Here is a 20,145-nt window from a genome sequence, read left to right as displayed (position 1 = left end):
GCCGATCTGGCGCAGTTTTTCAGGATAGTGCAGTGCAATGCGCGCGGGCAACGCGGGTTCTCCCGCGGATTCTCTCGCGGATTTCCGCGTACGGGCGCATGCGGCGCGCCCGCCGGGCGCGTGCAACCGCTGTGCGGCGCTCAGCCGCGGATGTCGGGATGCTCGAGACGCGGCAACGGTGCGACGCGCCAGCGGCGCAGCCAGAGCCGGGCGGCATCGACAGTCGCATCGAGTTGCGCGCGCACCGTGCTCGACAAGCCCGCGCCGTAACAGTCGCTGCCTTGCGGCTGCACGCCGATCAGCACGATCTCGCGCGGCGAGCGGCCGCTCAGCTGCGCGCAGGCCAGCGCGTCGGCGAAACCCATGCCAGGCCGGCTCGGGCGGCGCATGTAGAGATGTTCGGCGGCCGCATCGCCGGTGAGGATGCGCAGCGTGCCCGGTTCGAGCCCGAAATCGATTGATGTGAGCACGATCAAACGCTGCGTGGATTCGACGACGGGCAGCAGCGCGCGGCCGCGCGTACCGCCTTCCACGAGTTCGACCTGCGCGGGGCATTGCCAGGCCGCCTTCAGCCGCTCAAGCGCGAGCACGCCCAAACCGGCGTCGCCCCACTGAACGTTGCCGAGGGCGAGAACGACCACCCGTTGCGGCGCGAGGGCCTGACGCTTCGCGAGCCCGGCCAGTGCGCGGCGCGCGAACGCGCGCACCGCGCCGTCGTCGCGCGCCGCCCGCGGCATGGCGCCGATTTCGCGAGGTCGATGTAGGCGAAGGATCACGTTGAGGGCTGATTGGAAGGCTGGGGAATAGGAATAATCCGAGTATTCCGACCAACTTCCGTTGACATGGATCAAGCGAGAGAGGCTTTAACGTGATAAAGACATTGTTTTGCAATACTCATCGATTCGCTGTCGGCGCACTGTGCGGGAAGCGCTAACACTCCGTGTGCGCACAGCAACAAAAAAGGGAACGCCAAACTGGCGTTCCCTTTTTGCATGCGCTGTTGCGTAGCCCGGCTGGCAGTACGCGCCGTCACGGCGCCATCACGTGCCTGGTTTGACGACCACCGTGCAGGTCGTGCCCGCGGCGAGGACCATGTCGTCCGGCACCTTGTCGATGTGGATGCGCACCGGCACGCGCTGCGCGAGGCGCACCCAGTTGAAGGTCGGGTTCACGTCGGCGAGCAGTTCGCGGCTTTGCGGATTGTCGCGGTCGTAAATGCCGCGCGAGATGCTCTCGACGTGGCCCTGGAGTGTGCCGCCGCTCATCAGCTTGATGTCGGCCTTGTTGCCCACCTTCACGTGCGGCAGCTTGGTTTCCTCGAAGTAGCCGTAGACCCAGAACGAATGGCTGTCCACCACGGCAAGCTTGGCCTGGCCCGAGATCGCATAGTCGCCCTGGAACACCTGCAGGTTCGTGATGTAGCCGTCCACCGGCGAGACCACGCGCGTGCGTTCGAGGTTGAGCTTGGCTGCGTCGAGCGCAGCGATTGCCTGCTGGTACTGCGCCTGTGCCGAATTTGCCGTATGCGAGGCGTTCTCGCGGTTTTCGGCCGAGACCACTTCGCTGTCCATGTCGGCGCGGCGGCGCGCGTCGTCCTGGCGCATCGTCAACTCGGCCTTGCGCGCGGCCACGGCGGCCTCGGCCTGCTCCACGGCGATCTGATAGTGCGACGGGTCGATCTGCATGAGCAGGTCGCCCTTGTGCACGAACTGGTTGTCCTTCACGGGCAGCTCGACCACGGCGCCCGAGACGTCGGGGGCGATGTTCACCACTTCGGCGCGCACGCGGCCGTCGCGGGTCCACGGCTCGTCCATGTAGTGAACCCACAGGACGCGCCCGACCAGAATGGCGACGACGAAGATGATGGCCGTCGCGATAAAGCCAATGAGGTTGCGGATTGTCATGATTCGGTTGATTCGTTCAGCGATGCATGCAGCGACGCATTTAGTGATAGACCGCGAGACCGAGCAGGCAGCACACGACCACGAGCAGGCTCACGCGAAAGAGGGACGGGTGCCAGACGACCCGGTAGAGGCCGGTTCGGGCCAGTACGGAATCGAGCACCCAGGTGATCGCCGCGCCCAGAATGAAGAGCAGCACGATCGCCGGGATATAGGCGTCGAGAAACGCGACGTCACGAGGCATGGTTGGCTCCTTGGCTCGCGCCGGGGTTCGCGCTTTCGTTGCCCGCATACGCCGCGAGCGGCGATTGCGGGTCGATGAGCGCGGTGCGGATGAAATGCAGATGACTCTGGATGCGCTGCAGCTGGTGGCGCTCTTCGCGCGGCGCGTCGCCACGCTCGGCGGCGCTCGTCGCTTCGGGTTGCCACATGCCTTGCAGCACGGCCTGGCTTGCGTCGATCGCGCGAGCCGTCGCGGCGAGCGCGTCGCGGTAACGCGCTTCGCCCGGGCGATCGAAGAGCGCGCTCACGGCTTTGAGCGTCGCGTCGATCGCCACGCGCCACGCCGTTCCCCGTGCGTACTGCGGATGCGCGGGCAGCGTGGCCAGTTCGTGGCGCAGATCGAGCGCGGCGTTGCCCACTTCGAGCGTCGAGAAGAGCCAGCGCATCGTGTCGCGGCGTTGCGCGTCGTCGTTGCCGGCGATCGCCGAGAGCTGGAACATCAGGTCGCGCGCGCCGCTCTCGAAGCGGTTGCGCAGTCCCTTCAGGCGCGCGCGGCAAGCGTGCACGGCGCCGCCGCGCAAGTCGGCCAGCAGTCGCCGGCGCAGCCACAGCGTGGAAGGCGGCAGGAGCACGGCGAACGCCAGCGCCGAGACTGCCATCGACGCAATGAGCGCGAGCGCGTCGTTCATGTAGCTGCTCGGGTTGTACTGCACGACGTTGTCCGGCCCCGCGAGAAAGCACAGGAAGATGCAATAGCCCACGCCGTAGCCCGCGTATTTCGGGCGCGTCGTGAGGAACACGCCGAACGCGAGCGCGGGGGCGAGCGCGACGCACAGCATGACGAAGCCGTCGATGTGCGGAAACACGCCGAACGTGAGAATCATGCCGACGACCGATGCGAGCACAGTGCCGAGCGCCATCTGCGTCGCCATGCGCGAGGGCTGCGGCGCGGACGAGGCGAGCGCGCAGGTCGCGGCGGCATTGAGCACGAGGTTGGTGCCGCTCGGCCACGCGGTGGCGATCCAGAACGCGCCGAGCAGCGTCATCACGACGGCGGCGCGCAGGCCTGCCACGCCCGCTGCGATCAGGTTGGTCTTCGGCACGTAGCGCGAAATCCATTTCTCGCGCGAGTGCGTATCCACGGCGAGCGAGGCGTAGGTGGCCGTGTACTCGGTCATCTCGTGCACGAAGCGGTAGAACAGTTCCGTGGCGGTGTCGAAGTCGAGCAGGCGCGCATCGCCTTGTGCTTCGAGTTCCGCGCGCGTGGCGCGCACGCGCCGCGGCAGCGCCGAGCGGTAGTCGTCTAGTTGCTGCGAGACGTGCGTTGCGTCGGCGGCCGTGAGCACAGGCTCGCCTGCTTTGGCGAACAGCGGCGCGATCTCGCGGAAGTACGGTTCGAGCGCATCGACGGTTGCAGAGGAGCCGTCCGCGCGCAGACGGTTCATCAACTGATGCAGCGCGTGAAAGCGCGTGGAGACCGTCATGAACTCGGTGTTCAGGCGCGCGAGGCGCCCCGAGCGCATGCGCGCGTCGGGCGACTCGAACACGGCCATGCTGCGGTTCGCTTCGAGACCCACGACGTCGGCGACGAACCGCGCATTGCTCGCTTCGATATGCGAACGATCGACACGCCCGGCAAGCGCCGCCGAAACGTAATCGACGAACGACGAGAAACGGCGCCGCACGTTCGAGCGCAGCAGCTCGCCCGTAAACTGCGGAAACACCGCGGCGCTGACGAAGCCCGAGCAAAGGATGCCGATCGAGATTTCGCCCACGCGCGTCATCGCCGACATGAACGCGCCGTCGGGATGCTGCGAGGCCGGAATGCCGATCAGCGCCGCCGTGTAGCCCGCGAGCACGAAGCCGTACGAGCGGAAGTTGCGGTTGCGCGCGGCGCCCGCGGTGCACAGGCCGACCCACAGCGCCGTCGAGACGATGAAGAGTTCCGGCTGCTGCGCGAAGAGGCCGATCAGCGCGAGCATCACGACGAGGCCCACGAGCGTGCCGCAAAGCCGATAGAAGCTCTTGGCGAACACGGGGCCGCTTTGCGGCTGCATCACGATGAACACGGTAGTCATGGCCGTGCGCGGCTGCGGCAGATCGAGCTTCATGGCGATGCCGAGCGCGAGCAGCGCGGCGGCGATCGCCTTGAAGAGATAGATCCACACGAGGCCGTCGGTACGCGCCCAGTCGGCGAGCGCGGCGTAGAGGCTTTGGCCGCCCGGCTGCGAAGGGGAGGAGGTGGACGCTTGCATCGTCGTCTGCCTCAGTGCGCCGTGCCGGCTGCGCCGGCATTGCCCGATGCGTTCGCATCGGCGGCGTCGGGGCCGGACGAAGCATGCGAGCCATGCGGCGCGAGCAGCGCCGCAGGCATGAGCGGCACGTCGCGCGTCTTCTTGCCGTGCGCGGGCAGTTGCTCGGCTTCGGTTGGGCCTGTTGCTGCGGCATCGCTCGATGCGTCGATCATGCCGCCGCCCAGTGCCGCCACTAGCGTGGCATGGGCGGCCAGCCGCTCGGCCTGGATGTGCGCGACGCCTTCCTGGGCGCGCAGCAACTGCGTTTGCGCAATCAGCACGTTCACATAGTCGGTCAGGCCGCGGCGGAAGCCTTCCTGTGCGAGATCGTAATTGCGCTGCGCGGCCGCGACCGAGCGGTGTGCGTCGTCTTCCTGCGTCGCGAGCGAGCGCATGCGCACCACCTGATCGGCGATTTCCTTGAGCGCGGTGACGATCGTCTGGTTGTACTGATCGACGGCGATGTCGTACGCGGCGGACTGCGCGCCGAGCTGCGCGCGCAGGCGTCCGCCGTCGAAGATCGGCAGCGAGAACGCGGGGCCGCCCGCATAGCTGCCGCTCATCGACTTGAGGAACTGGAACAGCGGGCCGGCCGCCGCGTAGCCGCCCATCGAAACGAGCAGGTTCACGTTCGGATAGAAGTCGGCCTTCGCGACGTCGATGCCGCGCGCCTGCGCGGCGACGAGCCAGCGCGCCGCGACCACGTCGGGGCGATAGCCGATCAACTGGGCGGGCAACGCCGAGGGCAGACCTGCAGGCGCCGCGAGCGAGAGCGCAGGCCGCTCGATCGCTTCACCGGCGCCCGGGCCCTTGCCCGCGAGCGCCGCGAGCTGGTTCTTGCCGAGCGCGATGGATTCTTCGAGCGCGTCGATCTGGCGTTCGTATTCGGGCAGCGGCGTTTGCGCCTGGCTCACTTCGAGCTGCGTGCCGATGCCGCCGGCCAGGCGCTTTTGCGCGAGCGCAAGAATGCGTTGCTGCTGGCCGAGCGTTTGCTTCGCAATGTCGAGCAGCGCGTAGTTCATCGACATCTCGATGTAGGTGCGCGTGACATTGACTTCGAGTTCGAGCTGCGCCGCGCGCGCGTCGGCGGCGGTGGCGTGGGCTACGTCGAGCGCGCGCTCGGCATTGTTCTTGTCCTGGCCCCAGAGGTCGAGGTGATATGAGAGGCCGAGCGTGGCTGTGTTGTTCCACGTGTTCGCACCCGCGAGCGGGCCCGGCCCGTAGTAGACGTTGTCGGACCATTGCTGGCGCTGGATGGACATGCTGCCGTTGATTTGCGGCAGGAGCCCGGCCTGGGCCACGCCGACCATCGAGCGCGCTTCGCGCACACGCGCCTGGGCGGCGGCAAGCGAGGGGTTGCCGGCCACGGAGGCTTCGATCCAGGCATTCAGCTGAGGGTCGTTATAGCCGCGCCACCAGTCGCTGGCGGGCCAGCCGGCGTCGGTGTTGGCCGCGCGGATCGCCGATCCGGCGTCGAGTTGCGCGGCTTGCGCCAGTTGCGCTTGCGGTGCGATGCCCCCGGTACTGGCGCAGCCCGCGATTATCAACGAGAACGTAAGAACCGTGAGTGCGGCTAGTCCTTTCGGTACCGGAGACTGCACGATTTACTCCTTATCTTGGCTATGAATCACTGCGTGTCATTATATTTTTTGAGCGATTGATGAATAACCGGTAAGGATGCAAGGCATTTTTACGAAACGTGAGACAATCGATCTTACGAATTATGAAACAATTCGTGTGTCAGAAAGAGGATTGGTATGGATACGCTTCAAAACATGCGTGTATTCGTCCGGGTGGTGGAGGCGGGCAGCTTCACGGGCGCGGCGCAATACCTGAACACGACCACGGCTTACGCTTCGCGCGCGGTTTCCGATCTGGAGGCGCACCTGCGCACGCGCCTGCTGAACCGCACGACGCGCCGCATTGCGCTCACCGAGGCGGGTGAGCGCTACCTGCAGCGCTGCGAGCAGATCCTCGCCTACGTGGATCAGGCCGAAGCGGAAGCCGGCGACGCGCATGCGCGCCCCTCCGGAAAGCTCAAGGTCCACGCGATGACGAGCTTCGGCCAGCACTATGTGGTGCCGGCGGTGGGGCAGTATCAGCAGCGCTATCCGGACGTGCACGTGGAACTCACGCTCGCCCAGCGCATGCCGGACCTGCTCGACGAGGGCTACGACGTGGCCCTCGTCGTCGCGACCGATCTGCCGGATTCCGGTTTCGTGTCGCAGCGGCTGACGAGCGCGTTCAGCATCGTGGTTGCCTCGCCGGCGTATCTGGAAAAGCGCGGCGTGCCGCAAAAGCCCGCGGATCTCGCGAACCACACCTGCCTGCAGATGGTGACGCCCGTGTTCCCGACCTCGCAGTGGCAGTTCACGGGCCCCGAAGGCGAGGCCACGATCGACCTCGGCCCGGCGACCTTCCAGGTGAACGTGGCGGAGGCGATGGCGGTGGCCGTGCGCGAGGGCATGGGCGTGGGCCTGCTGCCGATCTATTCGGCGATCAGCGGTTTGCGCAGCGGCGAGCTGCAATGGATCCTGCCGGAGTACAAGTCGCAGGAGATGAACGTCTTTGCGGTTTATCCGTCGCGCCAGTATCTCGACGCGAAGATCCGCACGTGGGTCGAGCTGCTGCGCGAGAGCATGCCTTCGACACTCGCTCGGGATCACAACGAGCTGCGCCAGTTCGCGCGCACCTGAGCACCTGAGCGCAATCAAATGGCGCGCGGGCCGTGACAGCCTGTTACAGCTTGCGCAGATGGCAACACTTCCTTACGCCCGGCGGCGCGGTGGCTTGGTAAGGTAGCGGGACTGTTTCACGCAACCTCTTTCTGCCAACACCGGAAACTCGAATGGATACGCATCTGATGATCGGCATCGCCGTGATGATGGGCCTGATCGGCATCGCGGCATCGCGCGATCTGCTGCGCATGCGCCGCGCGCAGCTCCAGCCCGCGACGCTGCGCGTGCGCCGCGACGACGCACGCATGCACTAAAGCCGCGGGTTTGCCTCGCTAGATCTCCACCACCTTGTCCCAAGCAAAGGCCGGATTCTCCGGCCGCCCCGTGCGGCGGTCGCGATAGCCGCGCGGATTGCACACCACGCGGGTGCCGTTGACCGTGTAGTCGAAGCACGTATGCGTGTGGCCATGTATCCATAGCGCGACCGGCGCGCGCACGAGCGCGCCGAGATCGCTCACGAATCCCGCCGACACCAGATCCTCCGCGTAGCGCGGCGCCAGACTCCCTTTATGCGGCGCGTGATGCGTGACGACGATCGTCTCGCCCGCGAAGGGCTTCGCCAGTTCCGCTTCGAGCCATGCGCGCGAACGCGCGTGGAGCGCGAGCGAGTCGGCCGGCGTGAAGTCGCGGGCACCTGCTTGCGGGCTGTCCGGCCAGGACACCTGGATCAATCCGCGAAAATCCAGCATCACGCGCATCGCTGCCGCTATGGCGGCTTCACGCGCGGCGTGGTCGGCGCCGAAGAGTGCGAAGTCGGCCCACAGCGTCGTGCCTAACACCCGAAAGCGGCCCGCCGGATCGACGTAGACGCCATCGTTGAGGAAATGCACGTTGTCGAGCGTGGAGGCGGCGTCGCGCATCGCCGTTTCCAGCGCGCCGAGATCGCCGTCGTAGTACTCGTGATTTCCGGGCACGTACACCACCGGCACCTGCGGATCGAACGTTTCCGCCGCCCAGCGCAAGCCCAACCCGTGATTGTGGATGTCACCCGCGAGCACGACGAGATCGGCCTGCGCATGCGGGATCGTGTCGGGCTCGTCGTTTTCCAGATGCAGGTCGGACAGCACGCGGATCTTCAACACGATGTCGGCTCCTTGCGTCCCGCGCGTTCAGCGCAGCACTTTCCCCGGATTCATCAGATTCAGCGGATCGAGCGCGGTCTTGATCGCGCGCATCAGCGCGAGTTCGACCTCGCTCTTGTAGTGCATGTTCTCGTCGATCTTCAGCCGCCCGAGGCCGTGTTCCGCACTGATCGTGCCGCGATGGCGATCCACGCTGTCGTAGACGATGCGGTTCAGCGTCTTCTCGTTTTCGGCGAGGAAACGCTTCGGGTCGCCGCCTTCGGGCGCCTGCACGTTGTAGTGCAGATTGCCGTCGCCGAGATGCCCGAAGGTGACCATGCGCGCGCCGGGCACCGCGCGGGCGATTTCGGCGTCGGTTTCCTCGATGAAATGGCCGATGCGCGAGATCGGCACGCCGATATCGTGCTTGATGTTCAACCCTTCCTGCGCCTGCGCGAGCGGAATGTGCTCGCGGATATTCCAGAACGCCTGCGACTGCGCGAGGCTTTCCGCGACCACGGCGTCTTCCACGAGACCTTGTTCGAGCGCTTCTTCCATGAGCCGCTCGAAGAGGGCGCGCGCGTGCTCTTCGCTTTCGTTGTCCGACAGTTCGAGCAGCACGACCTGCGCGTGATGCTCCGCGAACGGATAACGCAGTTGCGGGAAATGACGGCTGACGAGCGCCATGCAGAAGTCCGACATCAGCTCGAAGCCCGTGAGCAGCGGCCCGGCGTAGCGCTGCGCGAGCGCGAGGAAGTCGAGCGCCGCATGTGCCGAGCCGAGCGCGGCGAGCGCGGTGACGCGCGCGGCCGGCAGCGGATGCAGCTTCATGACCGCGGCGGTGATGATGCCGAGCGTGCCTTCCGCGCCAATGAAGAGATCGCGCAAATCGTAGCCGGTGTTGTCCTTGCGCAGCCCGCGCAGACCGTCCCAGATCTCGCCTTGCGGCGTGACGACTTCGAGGCCGAGACACAGCTCGCGCGTATTGCCATAGCGCAGCACGCCGGTGCCGCCCGCGTTGGTCGAGAGATTGCCGCCGATCGTGCAACTGCCTTCGGCCGCGAGCGAGAGCGGGAAGAGGCGGCCCGCATCTTTTGCGCGCGCCTGGACTTCGGCGAGGATCACGCCGGCTTCGACGGTGATGGTGTTGTTGTGCGGATCGATTTCGCGCACGCGGTTCAGGCGGCGCAGGCTCAGCACGGCCTGGGTGCCGCTGACGTCCGGCGTGGCACCGCCCGCAAGGCCCGTGTTGCCGCCTTGCGGCACGAGCGCCACGCGATGCTCGCGCGCGAGCTTCACGACCGCGGCGACTTCCCGCGTATTGGCCGGGCAGAGCACCGCGACGGCCGCGCCCTGGTAGCGGCGGCGCCAGTCGGCGAGGTAGGGCGCGGTGTCGTGCGCGTCGGTCAGCACGTATTGCGCGCCGATGGCTGCGGCGCAGGCGTCGAGAAAGGCTTGGCAGGCGGTCGGGGTGGAGTCGGTCATGGTGTCTCGGATATTCGCGCCTGGGCTGGCTCGCGGCGCGATTGTCATGAAGTCGCGAGGCTCAAACGGTTAGTTTGACACGGCGGTAACCTTCACGCAGCGCTCGTGGACGAGGCGGTCGCGGCGTGGAAGGCCGTCGCTTAGGCCGACTCGCTTTTAGCGGACTTTGCGGCGGACTTCGCGGCACGCTTTGCCGCGCGCTTGTACGGCGCGACATAGGCAAGCGCACACGCGAAAAAACCAAGAGCCAGCGCGACTTCCACCCAGCCGAGCCGGTTGCCGGGCGCGGGATCGGTCATGCCGCGCACGATGCCTTCCGCGAAGTACAGCAGCACGAGCATCGCCGCCCATTGCAGCGTGTAGAGCCTGCGTCGCAGCACGCCAGGCAGCGCGATGGCGAGCGGCACGGCCTTGAGCACGAGCGCGCTGCCGCCGGGGCGCAGCGGCGCGAGCCGCCACTCCCACGCAATGCACAGCAGCGTGAGCGCGGCGAGCATCGCAAAAGCGCCGAGCGCGGCGCCGCGACGCTGGACGATGGGCTCGGCGACGCGGTCCACGCCGGTATTCACAGCCGCTGGCCTTGCTCGGTGACGGCGAGTGCGAGCGCCGCGCGCGCAAGCCGCACGCCCAGCGCGCTCGCGAGCGTCTTTTCATCGGCGCTCAAACCGTGGCCGCGCGCGTCCTGGCGCGCGTGATGCGAGGCGCCGTAGGGCGAGCCGCCGCCCTGCGTGGTCGTGAGCGCGCTTTCCGTGTAGGGGATGCCCACGAGCAGCATGCCGTGATGGAGCAGCGGCAGCATCATCGAGAGCAGCGTGCTCTCCTGGCCGCCGTGCAGGCTGCCCGTCGATGTGAACACGCAAGCGGGCTTGCCCGCGAGCGCACCCGAAAGCCACTGCGGTGTGGTGCCGTCGAGAAAGTATTTGAGCGGCGCGGCCATGTTGCCGAAGCGCGTGGGCGAGCCGAGCGCGAGGCCCGCGCATTCTTCGAGGTCGCGCAGTTCGACGTAGGGCGGCCCGTCGGCGGGGATGTCGGGCGCGGTGGCCTCGCAGACCGTCGAGACGGGCGGCACCGTGCGCACGCGCGCTTCGGCGCCGGGAACACTGTCGATACCCTGGGCGATGGCGCGCGCGAGTTCGCGCGTTGCGCCATGCCGGCTGTAATAGAGCACAAGAATCGGTTTCATCGGGCCTCGTCGGTGGACGGGATATTATAGGGGTTGGGTCTGCCGCCGCAGCGGCGCACCGGCGAGCGACGCGCATCTTACGCGCAAATCATCGGCAAATAGGTACACTGCGTGCGCGCCGGATCAGCGGCAAAAAAACGGCGTCAAGAAAGCGCGGCAATCAACGTGTTCACGGTGGCGAGGAAAGCAGGCCAATGGATGTGCTGTCGAGGGTGAGATTCGATCTGGACATCGTGAAGCGCCTCGCGCGTTTCGCGGCGCGGCGCAGTCGCGAAGATCGCATTGCGCAGGTCGCGGGCAGCCTCACCTTCACCACGCTGCTTTCGCTCGTGCCGCTCGCCACGGTCGCGTTTGCGCTTTTCACCGCGTTCCCGATCTTCGCCTCGTTCCAGAACTCGCTGCAGGCCTTTCTCGCCGATCACCTCATGCCGGCGCAGATCAACAGCCAGATCTTCAAGTACCTGAACCAGTTCGCCTCGAAGGCCAAGGGCCTCACGACGATGGGCATGATCGTGCTCTTCGTCACCTCGGTCATGACGATGATGACCGTGGAGTCGGCCTTCAATCTGATCTGGCGTGTGCGCAAGGCGCGCCCGTTCGCGCAGCGCGTGCTCGTCTACTGGGCCATTCTCACGCTCGGGCCGATCCTGATCGGCGTGAGCCTGTCGATCTCCTCGTACGTGTTCACGCGTTCGGCCGTGATCGCGACCGAGCAGCACGTTTCGGGCATCCTCGACTGGATGCTGATCGGCGCCTCGCTGCCGCTGACGTCGCTCGCGTTCACGATGCTCTATGTGTATCTGCCGAACTGCCGCGTGCAGTGGCGCGACGCATTGGTTGGCGGCATCGCAGCGGCGATCGCATTCGAGGCGGCCAAGCGCGGCTTTGGTTACTACGTGCGGCGCATTCCGACTTATACGGCAGTTTATGGCGCCTTCGCGGCCGCGCCGATGTTCCTGCTATGGATGTACCTGAGCTGGTTCATCACGCTCGTGGGCGCGATGATCACCTCGGCGCTGCCGGAGATCCGCACCGGGCGCTTCGACCGGCCGCGCTTTCCTGGCAGCGATCTGCTCGACGCGCTCGAACTGCTCGCGGGTCTCGCCGATGCGCGGGAAGCGGGTGAGCCGGGCCGCACGACCGAGCAGCTCGCGCAGCTGCTGCGGCGCGACCTGGCCACGGTCAGGCGACTGATCGACGGCCTCGAAGAGGACGAACTCGTGGGGCGTCTCGAGCAGGAGGAGCGTGCGAAAACGCTGTTCCTGCTGATCGGCAATCCTGCGCGCATTTCGGTGACGCGCATCTTCGACCGCTTTGCGATCGATCGCGAGGAACTGGCGTATCAGCTCAAGTCGAGCAGTATCGACGCGCACCTGCTGCTGGGTGCGCTCGACAACGACAAGCTCGCGATTTCACTCGCGTCGCTGCTCGCGACGCGGCGTCTCCCGGCGCTCACGGAGGAGCATCCGCCAGTGCTCCCGCATCCGGCGGCATGACGAGGCGGCGCGCCCATGACAGGCGCGCCGTCGCATCGGATTCGAATCAAAGGGAAATCTTGCCGCGGCAGATATCCGCGAACATGACCCAGTCGCCCATCAAGCTGTAGATGGGGTGACGGAAGGTGGCCGGGCGGTTCTTCTCGAACTTGAAATGGCCGACCCACGCGAAGCCGTAGCCGCACACGACGGCAAGCGGCAGCCAGAGCCAGTTGCCGGTGGCGATCGCCATGCAGACGAAGCCGATCACGCCAAGCGACCCGATGAAATGCAGCCGCCGCGACATGAGATTGCTGTGCTCGCTCAGGTAAAACGGATAGAACTGCGCGAAGCTCGAAAAGTGCTCGGTATGCGTGGTGGGTTGCATCGTCTCCTCCTTTCTGCGCGGGTACGCAGGGGATGGTTGATTGAGCCATTCTGCGGCGTTCCAAACGACCGTGCAACCCGGGCAAGTCACCGCCGTCAGCCGTTGCCCACGCGCGGTGTTTGCTGCGTTGCAAAAGCGTAGAGCGCATCGAGCGTCGCATCGGGCTGCTCCGTCATCAGCGCGTGGCCGGCGTCCAGCGTGACCGTGTCCACGGGCGTGCCCGCTTGGGCGAGGGCGTCGGCGAGGGCGCGCGCAGCGCGCGGGGGCGTCATCGCGTCGCGTTTGCCGACGATCAGGCGCACCGGGCAGCGGACTTTCGCGGCGCTGGCGAGGCCGTCCGCATAGGCATTGCACGCCGCGAAATCGGTATGGAAAAGCTGCGGCTCGCCGCGCGCGGAGACGCGCTCCATGAGCCGCTGGTTCATGCCGCGCAGCCAGAAGCCGGGCCCCGGGCTCGACGGCTTGGCGGCGAGCGTCGAGTGCGACCACGCGTTGACGAGCGCGATCGCCTCCGGCTCGCGCTCGCGCGCGGCTTCGAGCAGGGTAGGCGCGACCGTCATCGGGAATGCGGTGGCGAGCAGGGCGATGCGCTGCGCGCGTTCGGGATGGCGTGCCGCGAATTCGAGCGCGACGAGCGAGCCCATGCTGTGGCCGGCGACGAAGGCCTGCGGGGCGTTCAGCGCGTCGAGCAGTGCGGCGAGCCAGTCGGCGAGCGCGCCGATGCTCGTGAGCGCCGGACCCGCGCTGCGCAGATGGCCGGGCAGATCGACGGCCAGCGCATTGAAACCGTGGTTGGCGAAATAGCGCGATTGCAGCGCCCAGACGCTGTGGTCGTGCTGCGCGCCGTGGACGAACACCACGAACGGCAGCGCGTGGTCGATCGCGTGCGAGGCCGTGTAGATGTAGACCGGTTTGCCGGCGACATCGACGATCATGATGCCTCCTTGCCGGCGGACTTGCCTTTCGATGCGTCCACTTTTTGCGACGCCTTCAGTGCGCGCTTGAGGTCATCGACCAGGTCGGCAGGGTCTTCGAGCCCGATCGAGAGCCGGATCGTGCCCTCCGCGATGCCGGCGGCGGCCAGTGCCGCGGCGTCCATGCGGAAATGCGTGGTCGAGGCGGGGTGGATCACGAGTGAGCGCGCGTCGCCGACGTTGGCCAGATGCGAGAACAGCGTGAGCGCTTCGATGAAGCGCTTGCCCGCCGCGCGGCCGCCGCGCAGATTGAAGCTGAACACCGCGCCCGCGCCACGCGGCAGCAGGCGCTTCGCCAGCGCGTAATCGGGATGGCTCGGCAGTTCCGGCCACGCGACCGATTCGACCGCCTCGTGCGCGGCGAGATATTCGACGATGCGCCGCGCGTTCGCCACATGCCGCTCCATGCGCAGCGGCAGCGTTTCGATGCCTTGCAGCAATTGCCACGCGGCCTGCGGATGCAGGCACGCGCCGAAGTCGCGCAGGCCCTCGCGCCGCGCGCGCAGCAAGAAGGGCGCGACCGTGCTTTCCTCGCTGAACACCATGTCGTGAAAGCCCGCATAGGGTTCGGTGAGTTCGGGAAAGCGGCCCGACGCTTCGAAGTCGAACGTGCCGCCATCGACCAGCACGCCGCCGATCGTCGTGCCATGGCCGCCGAGGAACTTGGTGGCCGAGTGATAGACGAGGTCGGCGCCGTGCTCGAAGGGGCGCAGCAGGTAAGGCGTGGTGAACGTCGAATCGACGAGGAGCGGCACGCCATGGGCGTGCGCGATCTGCGCGACGGCTTCGATGTCGAGCACGTCGAGGCCCGGGTTGCCGAGCGTTTCGCCGAACAGCAGGCGCGTATTGGGCCGCAGCGCCGCGCGCCAGGCGTCGAGGTCGCCGGGCTTCACGAAGGTCGTCTCGATGCCGAAGCGCTTGAGCGTGTAGTGCAGCAGGTTGTGCGAGCCGCCGTAAAGCGCCGCCGAGGCGACGATGTGCGAGCCCGCGCCCATCAACGTCGCGATCGCGAGATGCAGCGCCGCCTGGCCGCTCGCGGTGCCGATCGCGCCCGCGCCGCCTTCGAGCGCCGCCACGCGCTCTTCGAACACGGCGACGGTCGGGTTCGAGATGCGCGAGTACACGTGGCCCGCGCGCTCCATGTTGAAGAGCGCGGCGGCGTGGTCGGTGTCGCGAAACGAGAACGAGGTGGTGAGGTAGATCGGCGTCGCGCGGGCGCCGGTGGCGGGGTCGGGCGCCGCGCCCGCATGCAGCGCGAGCGTGTCGAAGCGGCTATCGGGATTGGATGCGGGATTCGATGACATCGTGGCGGCGCGCCGGCGCGAACCGGCCTGGTATCGAGGTGAAGGGCATCGTAACACCGGCGGCGGGGCGCGGGGACGCCCGGCCGGGCGTTTTTTCGGGCCTGATGGGGCGCGCCCCGCGTGGCCGTTTTCGCGCCGGAAAACCCCTCGCCACGGCTTTCGACAGACGTTTCGGTACGCCGCGGAGCGCCCGCCGCGCGGCTTTCCTTTTAACAATCTTTCCGCTAGGATCGAATCAGGTAGGCATCTTTTCAGCATTTCCCCCATTACTAGCGGCATTCCTGGAGACACATCATGCGTGTCAGCGACATCCTCAAGGTGAAGGGCAATACGCTCTTCACCGTCACGCCCGATACTGCGCTGAACGAGGCAGTCAACACCATGGCCGAGCACGATATCGGCTCGCTCGTCGTCATGGAGTATGGCGATCTGGTCGGCATGCTCACGTTCCGCGAGATCATCCTTACGCTGCGTGCAAACGGCGGCAGCGTCGGCACCACGACGATCCGCAAGGTCATGGACGATCATCCCATCACCTGCACGCCGGAAACCGAGGTCGACGAAGTGCGCCGCATGATGCTCGAGCACCACGTACGCTACCTGCCGGTCATGGAAAGCCGTTCGCTCATGGGCGTGATCTCGTTCTACGACGTGGCGAAGGCCGTGGTCGAAGCGCAGGGCTTCGAAAACAAGCTGCTCAAGGCGTATATTCGCGACTGGCCCGAAGAGGAGCGTCAGCCGGCGCGCTGAGCGCAGCCCGACTTCGCCCGATTGATCAGTATGGAAAAGCGCGCGTCAGGCGCGCTTTTTCGCGTCTGGGCCCCATGAATTCTGTCAGTGCGATTCCTGTTCGATGAACGATAGACCGATGCCCGCGGCGCAGCGCGACAAGCGTAAAGCGCACCATGAGGGTGACCACGTTTCGCAGTTCGCGCTGCTGCGCCAGCGTCGTTTCGCCCCGTTTTTCTGGACGCAGTTCCTCGGGGCGATGAACGACAACGTCTTCAAGATCGGCTTCACCTCGCTCGTCACCTATCAGGCCGCGCGCTTTTCCGGCGTCGATCCGAAGACGGTCGCGTTCCTCATCTCGGCCATTTTCATCCTGCCGTTCGTGCTGTTTTCCGCGACCTCGGGCCAAGTCGCCGACAAGTACGACAAGGCGATGCTCACGCGCTGGGTCAAGACCTTCGAGATCGCGGTCATGCTGGTCGGCGCGGCCGGCTTCTGGATGCACAGCGCGCCGCTGCTGTACGCGTGCACTTTCCTGATGGGCGTGCATTCGACCGTGTTCGGGCCGGTCAAGTACGCGTACCTCCCGCAGCGCCTTGCGCCCGATGAACTGGTTGGCGGCAACGGGCTCGTCGAGATGGGCACGTTCGTCGCGATTTTGCTCGGCACGATCGTCGGGGGCGTGGCGGCGGGTATCGGCGCGATGGATCCCGCGTCGGCGCATGCGGACCTCGGGCCGCCCCTTGGCGCATGGTGGCTCGGCGGCATGTGCATTGTCATCGCGCTAGTGGGGCGCGTGGCGTCGGCCTTCGTGCCGCCGTGCGAGCCGTCGCAGCCGGACCTGCGCATCAACTGGAATCCGGTCTCCGAAACCTGGCGCAACCTGCGCCTCGCGCACGGCAACCGCACCGTGTTCCTGAGCCTGCTCGGCATCTCGTGGCTCTGGTTCGTGGGCGCAACGTTTCTCGCCTCGTTCTTCAATTTCGCGAAGGACGTGATGTCGGCCGACCCCGACGTCGTGACCGTGCTGCTCGCCATGTTTTCACTCGGCATCGGCTCGGGTTCGCTGCTGTGCGAGCGGCTCTCGCGGCGGCGCATCGAGGTGGGCCTCGTGCCGCTCGGCTCGATCGGCATGAGCGTGTTCGGCATCGATCTCTTCTTTGCGAGCCACGCGTTGCCTCCCGCGTCCCATCTGCTTTCGGTGGGCGAATTCCTGCGCATCGCCGCGCATTGGCGCGTGCTCGCCGACCTGTTCCTGCTCGCCATGTTCGGCGGCTTCTACAGCGTGCCGCTCTACGCGTTGATCCAGAGCCGCAGCGCGCCCAGCCACCGCGCGCGCATCATCGCCGCGAACAACATCCTCAATTCGCTCTTCATGATCGTCTCGGCGCTCATGGCGATGGCGCTCACATCCGCAGGCGTCGGCATTCCCGGCATCTTTCTGACCACGGCGCTGCTCAATATCGTCGTGGCGGCCTATATCTACACGCTCGTGCCCGAGTTCCTGCTGCGCTTCGTGGCGTGGGTGCTCGTACATACGGTCTACCGCGTGCGGCTCGTGCATACCGAACGCATACCGGCCGAGGGCGCGGCCGTGCTCGTCTGCAATCACGTGAGCTATGTCGATGCGATCGTCATCATGGCCGAGAGCCCGCGCCCGATCCGCTTCGTGATGGATCAGCAGATCTTCCGCTCGCCGTTCGTCGGCTGGGTGTTCCGCCACGCCAAGGCCATTCCGATTGCGCCCGCGCACGAGGACCCGAATGCGCTCGCCGCTGCCTACGACGCGTGCGCGGCCGCGCTGGCCGAGGGCGACCTCGTCTGCATTTTTCCCGAGGGCAAGCTCACCCGCACCGGGGAGATGAACCCGTTTCGCCACGGCGTGAGCGAAATCTTGCGGCGCTCGCCCGTGCCGGTCGTGCCGATGGCGCTGCGCGGGCTGTGGGGCAGTGCGTTTTCGCGCTTCGCGGGGTCCGGCCAGGAGCGGCCGCTGCGACGCGGTCTGACGAGCCGTTTGACGCTCGCGGTGGGCGAGCCGATCGCGGCGGCGGACGCTACGCTTGAGCGCTTGCAGGAGACGGTGACGGAACTGCGCGGCGCGCGGCGCTGACGCCGGACCACGCGCTGTCCAAACCGGCGTCACGCCGCCGCTTCTCACCCGGCGCTCGCCCGACAGCCCGACCGCCCGGTCGGGCGTCGCCGCGCGCGGGCTGGCATAATATTGGATTCCCCGATTCACTTTGGACGACCGCCATGTCCGGCAACACGCTCGGTACGCTTTTCACCGTCACCACCTTCGGCGAATCCCACGGCCCGGCCATTGGCTGCGTCATCGACGGCTGCCCGCCCGGCATGGCGCTCACCGAAGCCGACATCCAGATCGACCTGGACCGCCGCCGCCCCGGCACGTCGCGTCACGTGACGCAGCGCCAGGAAGAGGACAAGGTCGAGATTCTCTCGGGCGTGTTCGAAGGGCTCACCACGGGCACGCCCATCGCGCTCCTGATCCGTAATACCGACCAGCGCAGCAAGGACTACGGCAACATCGTCGAGACCTTCCGTCCCGGTCATGCCGACTACACCTACTGGCAGAAGTACGGCATTCGCGATTACCGCGGCGGCGGCCGCTCGTCGGCGCGCCTCACGGCGCCCACGGTCGCGGCGGGGGCGGTGGCGAAGAAGTGGCTGCGCGAGCGCTTCGGTGTGGAAGTGCGCGGCTACATGCGCGCGCTCGGCGAGATCGACGTGCCGTTCGTCAGCTGGGAGCACGTGCACGAGAACCCGTTCTTCGTGCCCAACGCCGACGTCGTGCCGCAGCTCGAGGACTACATGGATGCGTTGCGCAAGGACGGCGACTCGATCGGCGCGCGCGTGAACGTGGTGGCGAGCGGGGTGCCGGTAGGCTGGGGCGAGCCGCTTTTCGACCGGCTCGATGCCGACATTGCGCACGCCATGATGGGCATCAACGCGGTGAAGGGCGTGGAGATCGGCGCGGGCTTCGCGAGCGTCGCACAGCGCGGCTCGGTGCACGGTGACGAACTCACGCCCAACGGGTTCCACGGTAATCACGCCGGCGGCGTGCTCGGCGGTATTTCGACGGGGCAGGACATTACCGTCTCGATCGCCATCAAGCCGACCTCGAGCATCCGCACGCCGCGGCGCTCGATCGACAAGGCGGGCGATCCCGCAACGGTCGAGACCTTCGGGCGCCACGACCCGTGTGTGGGCATTCGCGCGACGCCGATCGCCGAGGCCATGCTCGCGCTCGTGCTGATCGATCACGCAATGCGCCACCGCGCGCAGAATGCCGACGTCGTCGTGACGACGCCGAAGATCGCGGCCAGCGACGAGTGATGCCGATCGCTGCGACGTGAGCCGCACGCGTTGCGCAGGCAACAAAAAAGCCGCTTCAGGCTCACACCTGAAGCGGCTTTTTTTCGCCTGTCGGACTTACATGTTCGGATAGTTCGGCCCGCCGCCGCCTTCGGGCGTGACCCACACGATGTTCTGCGTCGGGTCCTTGATGTCGCAGGTCTTGCAGTGCACGCAGTTCTGCGCGTTGATCTGCAGACGATCGCTGCCGTCGTCGTTCTTCATGAACTCGTACACCGCGGCCGGGCAGAAGCGCGCTTCGGGGCCCGCGTAGGTGCGCAGGTTCACGTTCACGGGCACGCTCGCGTCCTTGAGCGTGAGGTGCGCGGGCTGGTTCTCTTCGTGGTTCGTGTTCGAGATGAACACTGAAGACAGACGATCGAACGTGAGCTTGCCGTCGGGCTTCGGATACTCGATCGGCTTGCACTGCGAAGCGGGCTTGAGCATCTCGTGGTCGCGATGCTGGTGATGCAGCGTCCACGGCACGTTGCCGCCCAGCAGCTTCTGCTCGATGCCCACCATCAGCGTGCCCAGGTACAGGCCCTTGCTCATCCACTGCTTGAAGTTGCGCGCCCTGTACAGCTCCGTGTGGAGCCACGACTGCTTGAACGCTTCCGGGTAAGCCGCGAGTTCATCGCTCTGGCGGCCTGCCTGCACGGCTTCGAACGCCGCATCGGCGGCCAGCATGCCGGTCTTGATCGCCGCGTGGCTGCCCTTGATGCGCGAGGCGTTCAGGAAGCCCGCGTCGTCGCCCACGAGCGCGCCGCCCGGGAACACGAGCTTGGGCAGCGACATCAGGCCGCCTGCCGTGATCGCGCGCGCGCCGTACGACACGCGCTTGCCGCCTTCGAGGTACTTGCGGATTTCCGGATGCGTCTTGTAGCGCTGGAATTCCTCGAACGGCGAGAGATACGGGTTCTGGTACGCAAGACCGACGACAAAGCCCACCATCACCTGGTTGTTGTCGATGTGGTACAGGAACGAGCCGCCGTACGTATCGGATTCGAGCGGCCAGCCGG

At 66.6% G+C, this 20,145-nt stretch carries 19 protein-coding genes; 6 read left to right on the top strand and 13 right to left on the bottom strand.

The window, feature by feature from the left end; genetic code table 11:
- Nucleotides 1-140: 140 nt before the first annotated feature.
- The 5 genes from AB4Y43_RS31210 to AB4Y43_RS31190 form a co-directional block, all read right to left on the bottom strand.
- Nucleotides 141-737, bottom strand: a complete 597-nt coding sequence (locus AB4Y43_RS31210; protein ID WP_368729548.1) for a hydrogenase maturation protease — start codon at nt 735-737, stop codon at nt 141-143.
- 303 nt (nt 738-1,040) lie between these two features.
- Nucleotides 1,041-1,904 (bottom strand): HlyD family secretion protein, encoded by an 864-nt coding sequence (locus AB4Y43_RS31205; protein WP_069268663.1) that lies wholly within the window; start codon nt 1,902-1,904, stop codon nt 1,041-1,043.
- Nucleotides 1,905-1,944: 40 nt separating this feature from the next.
- Nucleotides 1,945-2,145, bottom strand: coding sequence for a DUF1656 domain-containing protein (locus AB4Y43_RS31200; RefSeq protein WP_042271036.1), 201 nt, complete (start codon nt 2,143-2,145; stop codon nt 1,945-1,947).
- Nucleotides 2,135-4,378 carry an FUSC family protein gene (locus AB4Y43_RS31195; protein WP_368729547.1) on the bottom strand — a complete coding sequence of 748 codons (2,244 nt, stop codon included), beginning with the start codon at nt 4,376-4,378 and terminating at the stop codon, nt 2,135-2,137. Before AB4Y43_RS31195 ends, AB4Y43_RS31200 begins: the two co-directional genes overlap by 11 nt.
- Nucleotides 4,379-4,389: 11 nt before the next feature.
- A complete protein-coding gene (locus tag AB4Y43_RS31190; RefSeq protein ID WP_368729546.1) occupies nt 4,390-6,018 on the bottom strand; it encodes an efflux transporter outer membrane subunit in 1,629 nt (542 codons plus the stop codon).
- Nucleotides 6,019-6,174: 156 nt separating this feature from the next.
- Between AB4Y43_RS31190 and AB4Y43_RS31185 the strand changes: the two genes are divergently transcribed.
- Both AB4Y43_RS31185 and AB4Y43_RS31180 read left to right on the top strand, forming a co-directional pair.
- Entirely contained in the window at nt 6,175-7,113 is a 939-nt protein-coding gene (locus tag AB4Y43_RS31185; protein ID WP_069268660.1) for a LysR family transcriptional regulator, read from the top strand.
- 152 nt (nt 7,114-7,265) lie between these two features.
- Nucleotides 7,266-7,409, top strand: coding sequence for a hypothetical protein (locus AB4Y43_RS31180; protein WP_169739136.1), 144 nt, complete (start codon nt 7,266-7,268; stop codon nt 7,407-7,409).
- A gap of 18 nt (nt 7,410-7,427) precedes the next feature.
- On the opposite strand, the gene AB4Y43_RS31175 is transcribed toward AB4Y43_RS31180, so the two are convergent.
- The 4 genes from AB4Y43_RS31175 to wrbA all read right to left on the bottom strand — a co-directional run bounded on the left by AB4Y43_RS31175 (nt 7,428) and on the right by wrbA (nt 10,884).
- The gene (locus AB4Y43_RS31175; protein ID WP_342946011.1) at nt 7,428-8,234 is read right to left on the bottom strand and encodes a metallophosphoesterase; all 807 of its coding nucleotides are present in this window, start codon (nt 8,232-8,234) and stop codon (nt 7,428-7,430) included.
- Nucleotides 8,235-8,264: 30 nt separating this feature from the next.
- Nucleotides 8,265-9,701 (bottom strand): FAD-binding oxidoreductase, encoded by a 1,437-nt coding sequence (locus AB4Y43_RS31170; RefSeq protein WP_368729545.1) that lies wholly within the window; start codon nt 9,699-9,701, stop codon nt 8,265-8,267.
- Between the two features lie 140 nt (nt 9,702-9,841).
- Entirely contained in the window at nt 9,842-10,198 is a 357-nt protein-coding gene (locus AB4Y43_RS31165) for a DUF2069 domain-containing protein (RefSeq protein ID WP_069268699.1), read from the bottom strand.
- A 68-nt stretch (nt 10,199-10,266) separates the two neighbouring features.
- Nucleotides 10,267-10,884 carry an NAD(P)H:quinone oxidoreductase gene (wrbA, locus tag AB4Y43_RS31160; protein WP_069268657.1) on the bottom strand — a complete coding sequence of 206 codons (618 nt, stop codon included), beginning with the start codon at nt 10,882-10,884 and terminating at the stop codon, nt 10,267-10,269.
- Nucleotides 10,885-11,078: 194 nt separating this feature from the next.
- Between wrbA and AB4Y43_RS31155 the strand changes: the two genes are divergently transcribed.
- A complete protein-coding gene (locus AB4Y43_RS31155) occupies nt 11,079-12,380 on the top strand; it encodes a YihY family inner membrane protein (RefSeq protein ID WP_368729544.1) in 1,302 nt (433 codons plus the stop codon).
- A gap of 46 nt (nt 12,381-12,426) precedes the next feature.
- On the opposite strand, the gene AB4Y43_RS31150 is transcribed toward AB4Y43_RS31155, so the two are convergent.
- The 3 genes from AB4Y43_RS31150 to AB4Y43_RS31140 all read right to left on the bottom strand — a co-directional run bounded on the left by AB4Y43_RS31150 (nt 12,427) and on the right by AB4Y43_RS31140 (nt 15,025).
- A complete protein-coding gene (locus tag AB4Y43_RS31150; RefSeq protein ID WP_069268656.1) occupies nt 12,427-12,747 on the bottom strand; it encodes an Mpo1-like protein in 321 nt (106 codons plus the stop codon).
- Nucleotides 12,748-12,842: 95 nt separating this feature from the next.
- Complete coding sequence (locus AB4Y43_RS31145) at nt 12,843-13,682, bottom strand: alpha/beta hydrolase (protein WP_368729543.1); 840 nt, start codon at nt 13,680-13,682, stop codon at nt 12,843-12,845.
- Nucleotides 13,679-15,025 (bottom strand): O-acetylhomoserine aminocarboxypropyltransferase, encoded by a 1,347-nt coding sequence (locus AB4Y43_RS31140; protein ID WP_342945950.1) that lies wholly within the window; start codon nt 15,023-15,025, stop codon nt 13,679-13,681. The genes AB4Y43_RS31145 and AB4Y43_RS31140 overlap by 4 nt, the downstream gene beginning before the upstream one ends.
- Before the next feature lie 294 nt (nt 15,026-15,319).
- Here AB4Y43_RS31140 and AB4Y43_RS31135 point away from each other — a divergent pair, with 294 nt between their 5' ends.
- The 3 genes from AB4Y43_RS31135 (at nt 15,320) to aroC (ending at nt 19,108) form a co-directional block, all read left to right on the top strand.
- Nucleotides 15,320-15,775 carry a CBS domain-containing protein gene (locus AB4Y43_RS31135; RefSeq protein ID WP_324156738.1) on the top strand — a complete coding sequence of 152 codons (456 nt, stop codon included), beginning with the start codon at nt 15,320-15,322 and terminating at the stop codon, nt 15,773-15,775.
- A gap of 103 nt (nt 15,776-15,878) precedes the next feature.
- Nucleotides 15,879-17,864: an MFS transporter gene (locus tag AB4Y43_RS31130; RefSeq protein WP_368729542.1), complete on the top strand. Its 1,986-nt coding sequence runs from the start codon at nt 15,879-15,881 to the stop codon at nt 17,862-17,864.
- A gap of 143 nt (nt 17,865-18,007) precedes the next feature.
- Nucleotides 18,008-19,108 (top strand): chorismate synthase, encoded by a 1,101-nt coding sequence (gene aroC / locus AB4Y43_RS31125; RefSeq protein WP_069268651.1) that lies wholly within the window; start codon nt 18,008-18,010, stop codon nt 19,106-19,108.
- A 96-nt stretch (nt 19,109-19,204) separates the two neighbouring features.
- Here the strand turns inward: aroC and AB4Y43_RS31120 are convergent.
- Nucleotides 19,205-20,145 (bottom strand): electron transfer flavoprotein-ubiquinone oxidoreductase (locus AB4Y43_RS31120; protein WP_368729541.1); only part of this gene is annotated, 941 nt, incomplete at its 5' end.

The sequence above is a fragment of the Paraburkholderia sp. BR10872 genome, assembly GCF_040965835.1.
GTDB lineage: Bacteria > Pseudomonadota > Gammaproteobacteria > Burkholderiales > Burkholderiaceae > Paraburkholderia > Paraburkholderia nodosa_A.
The sequence above is the reverse complement of the archived record's forward strand: the minus strand, read 5'-3'. Positions and strand labels throughout refer to the sequence as shown.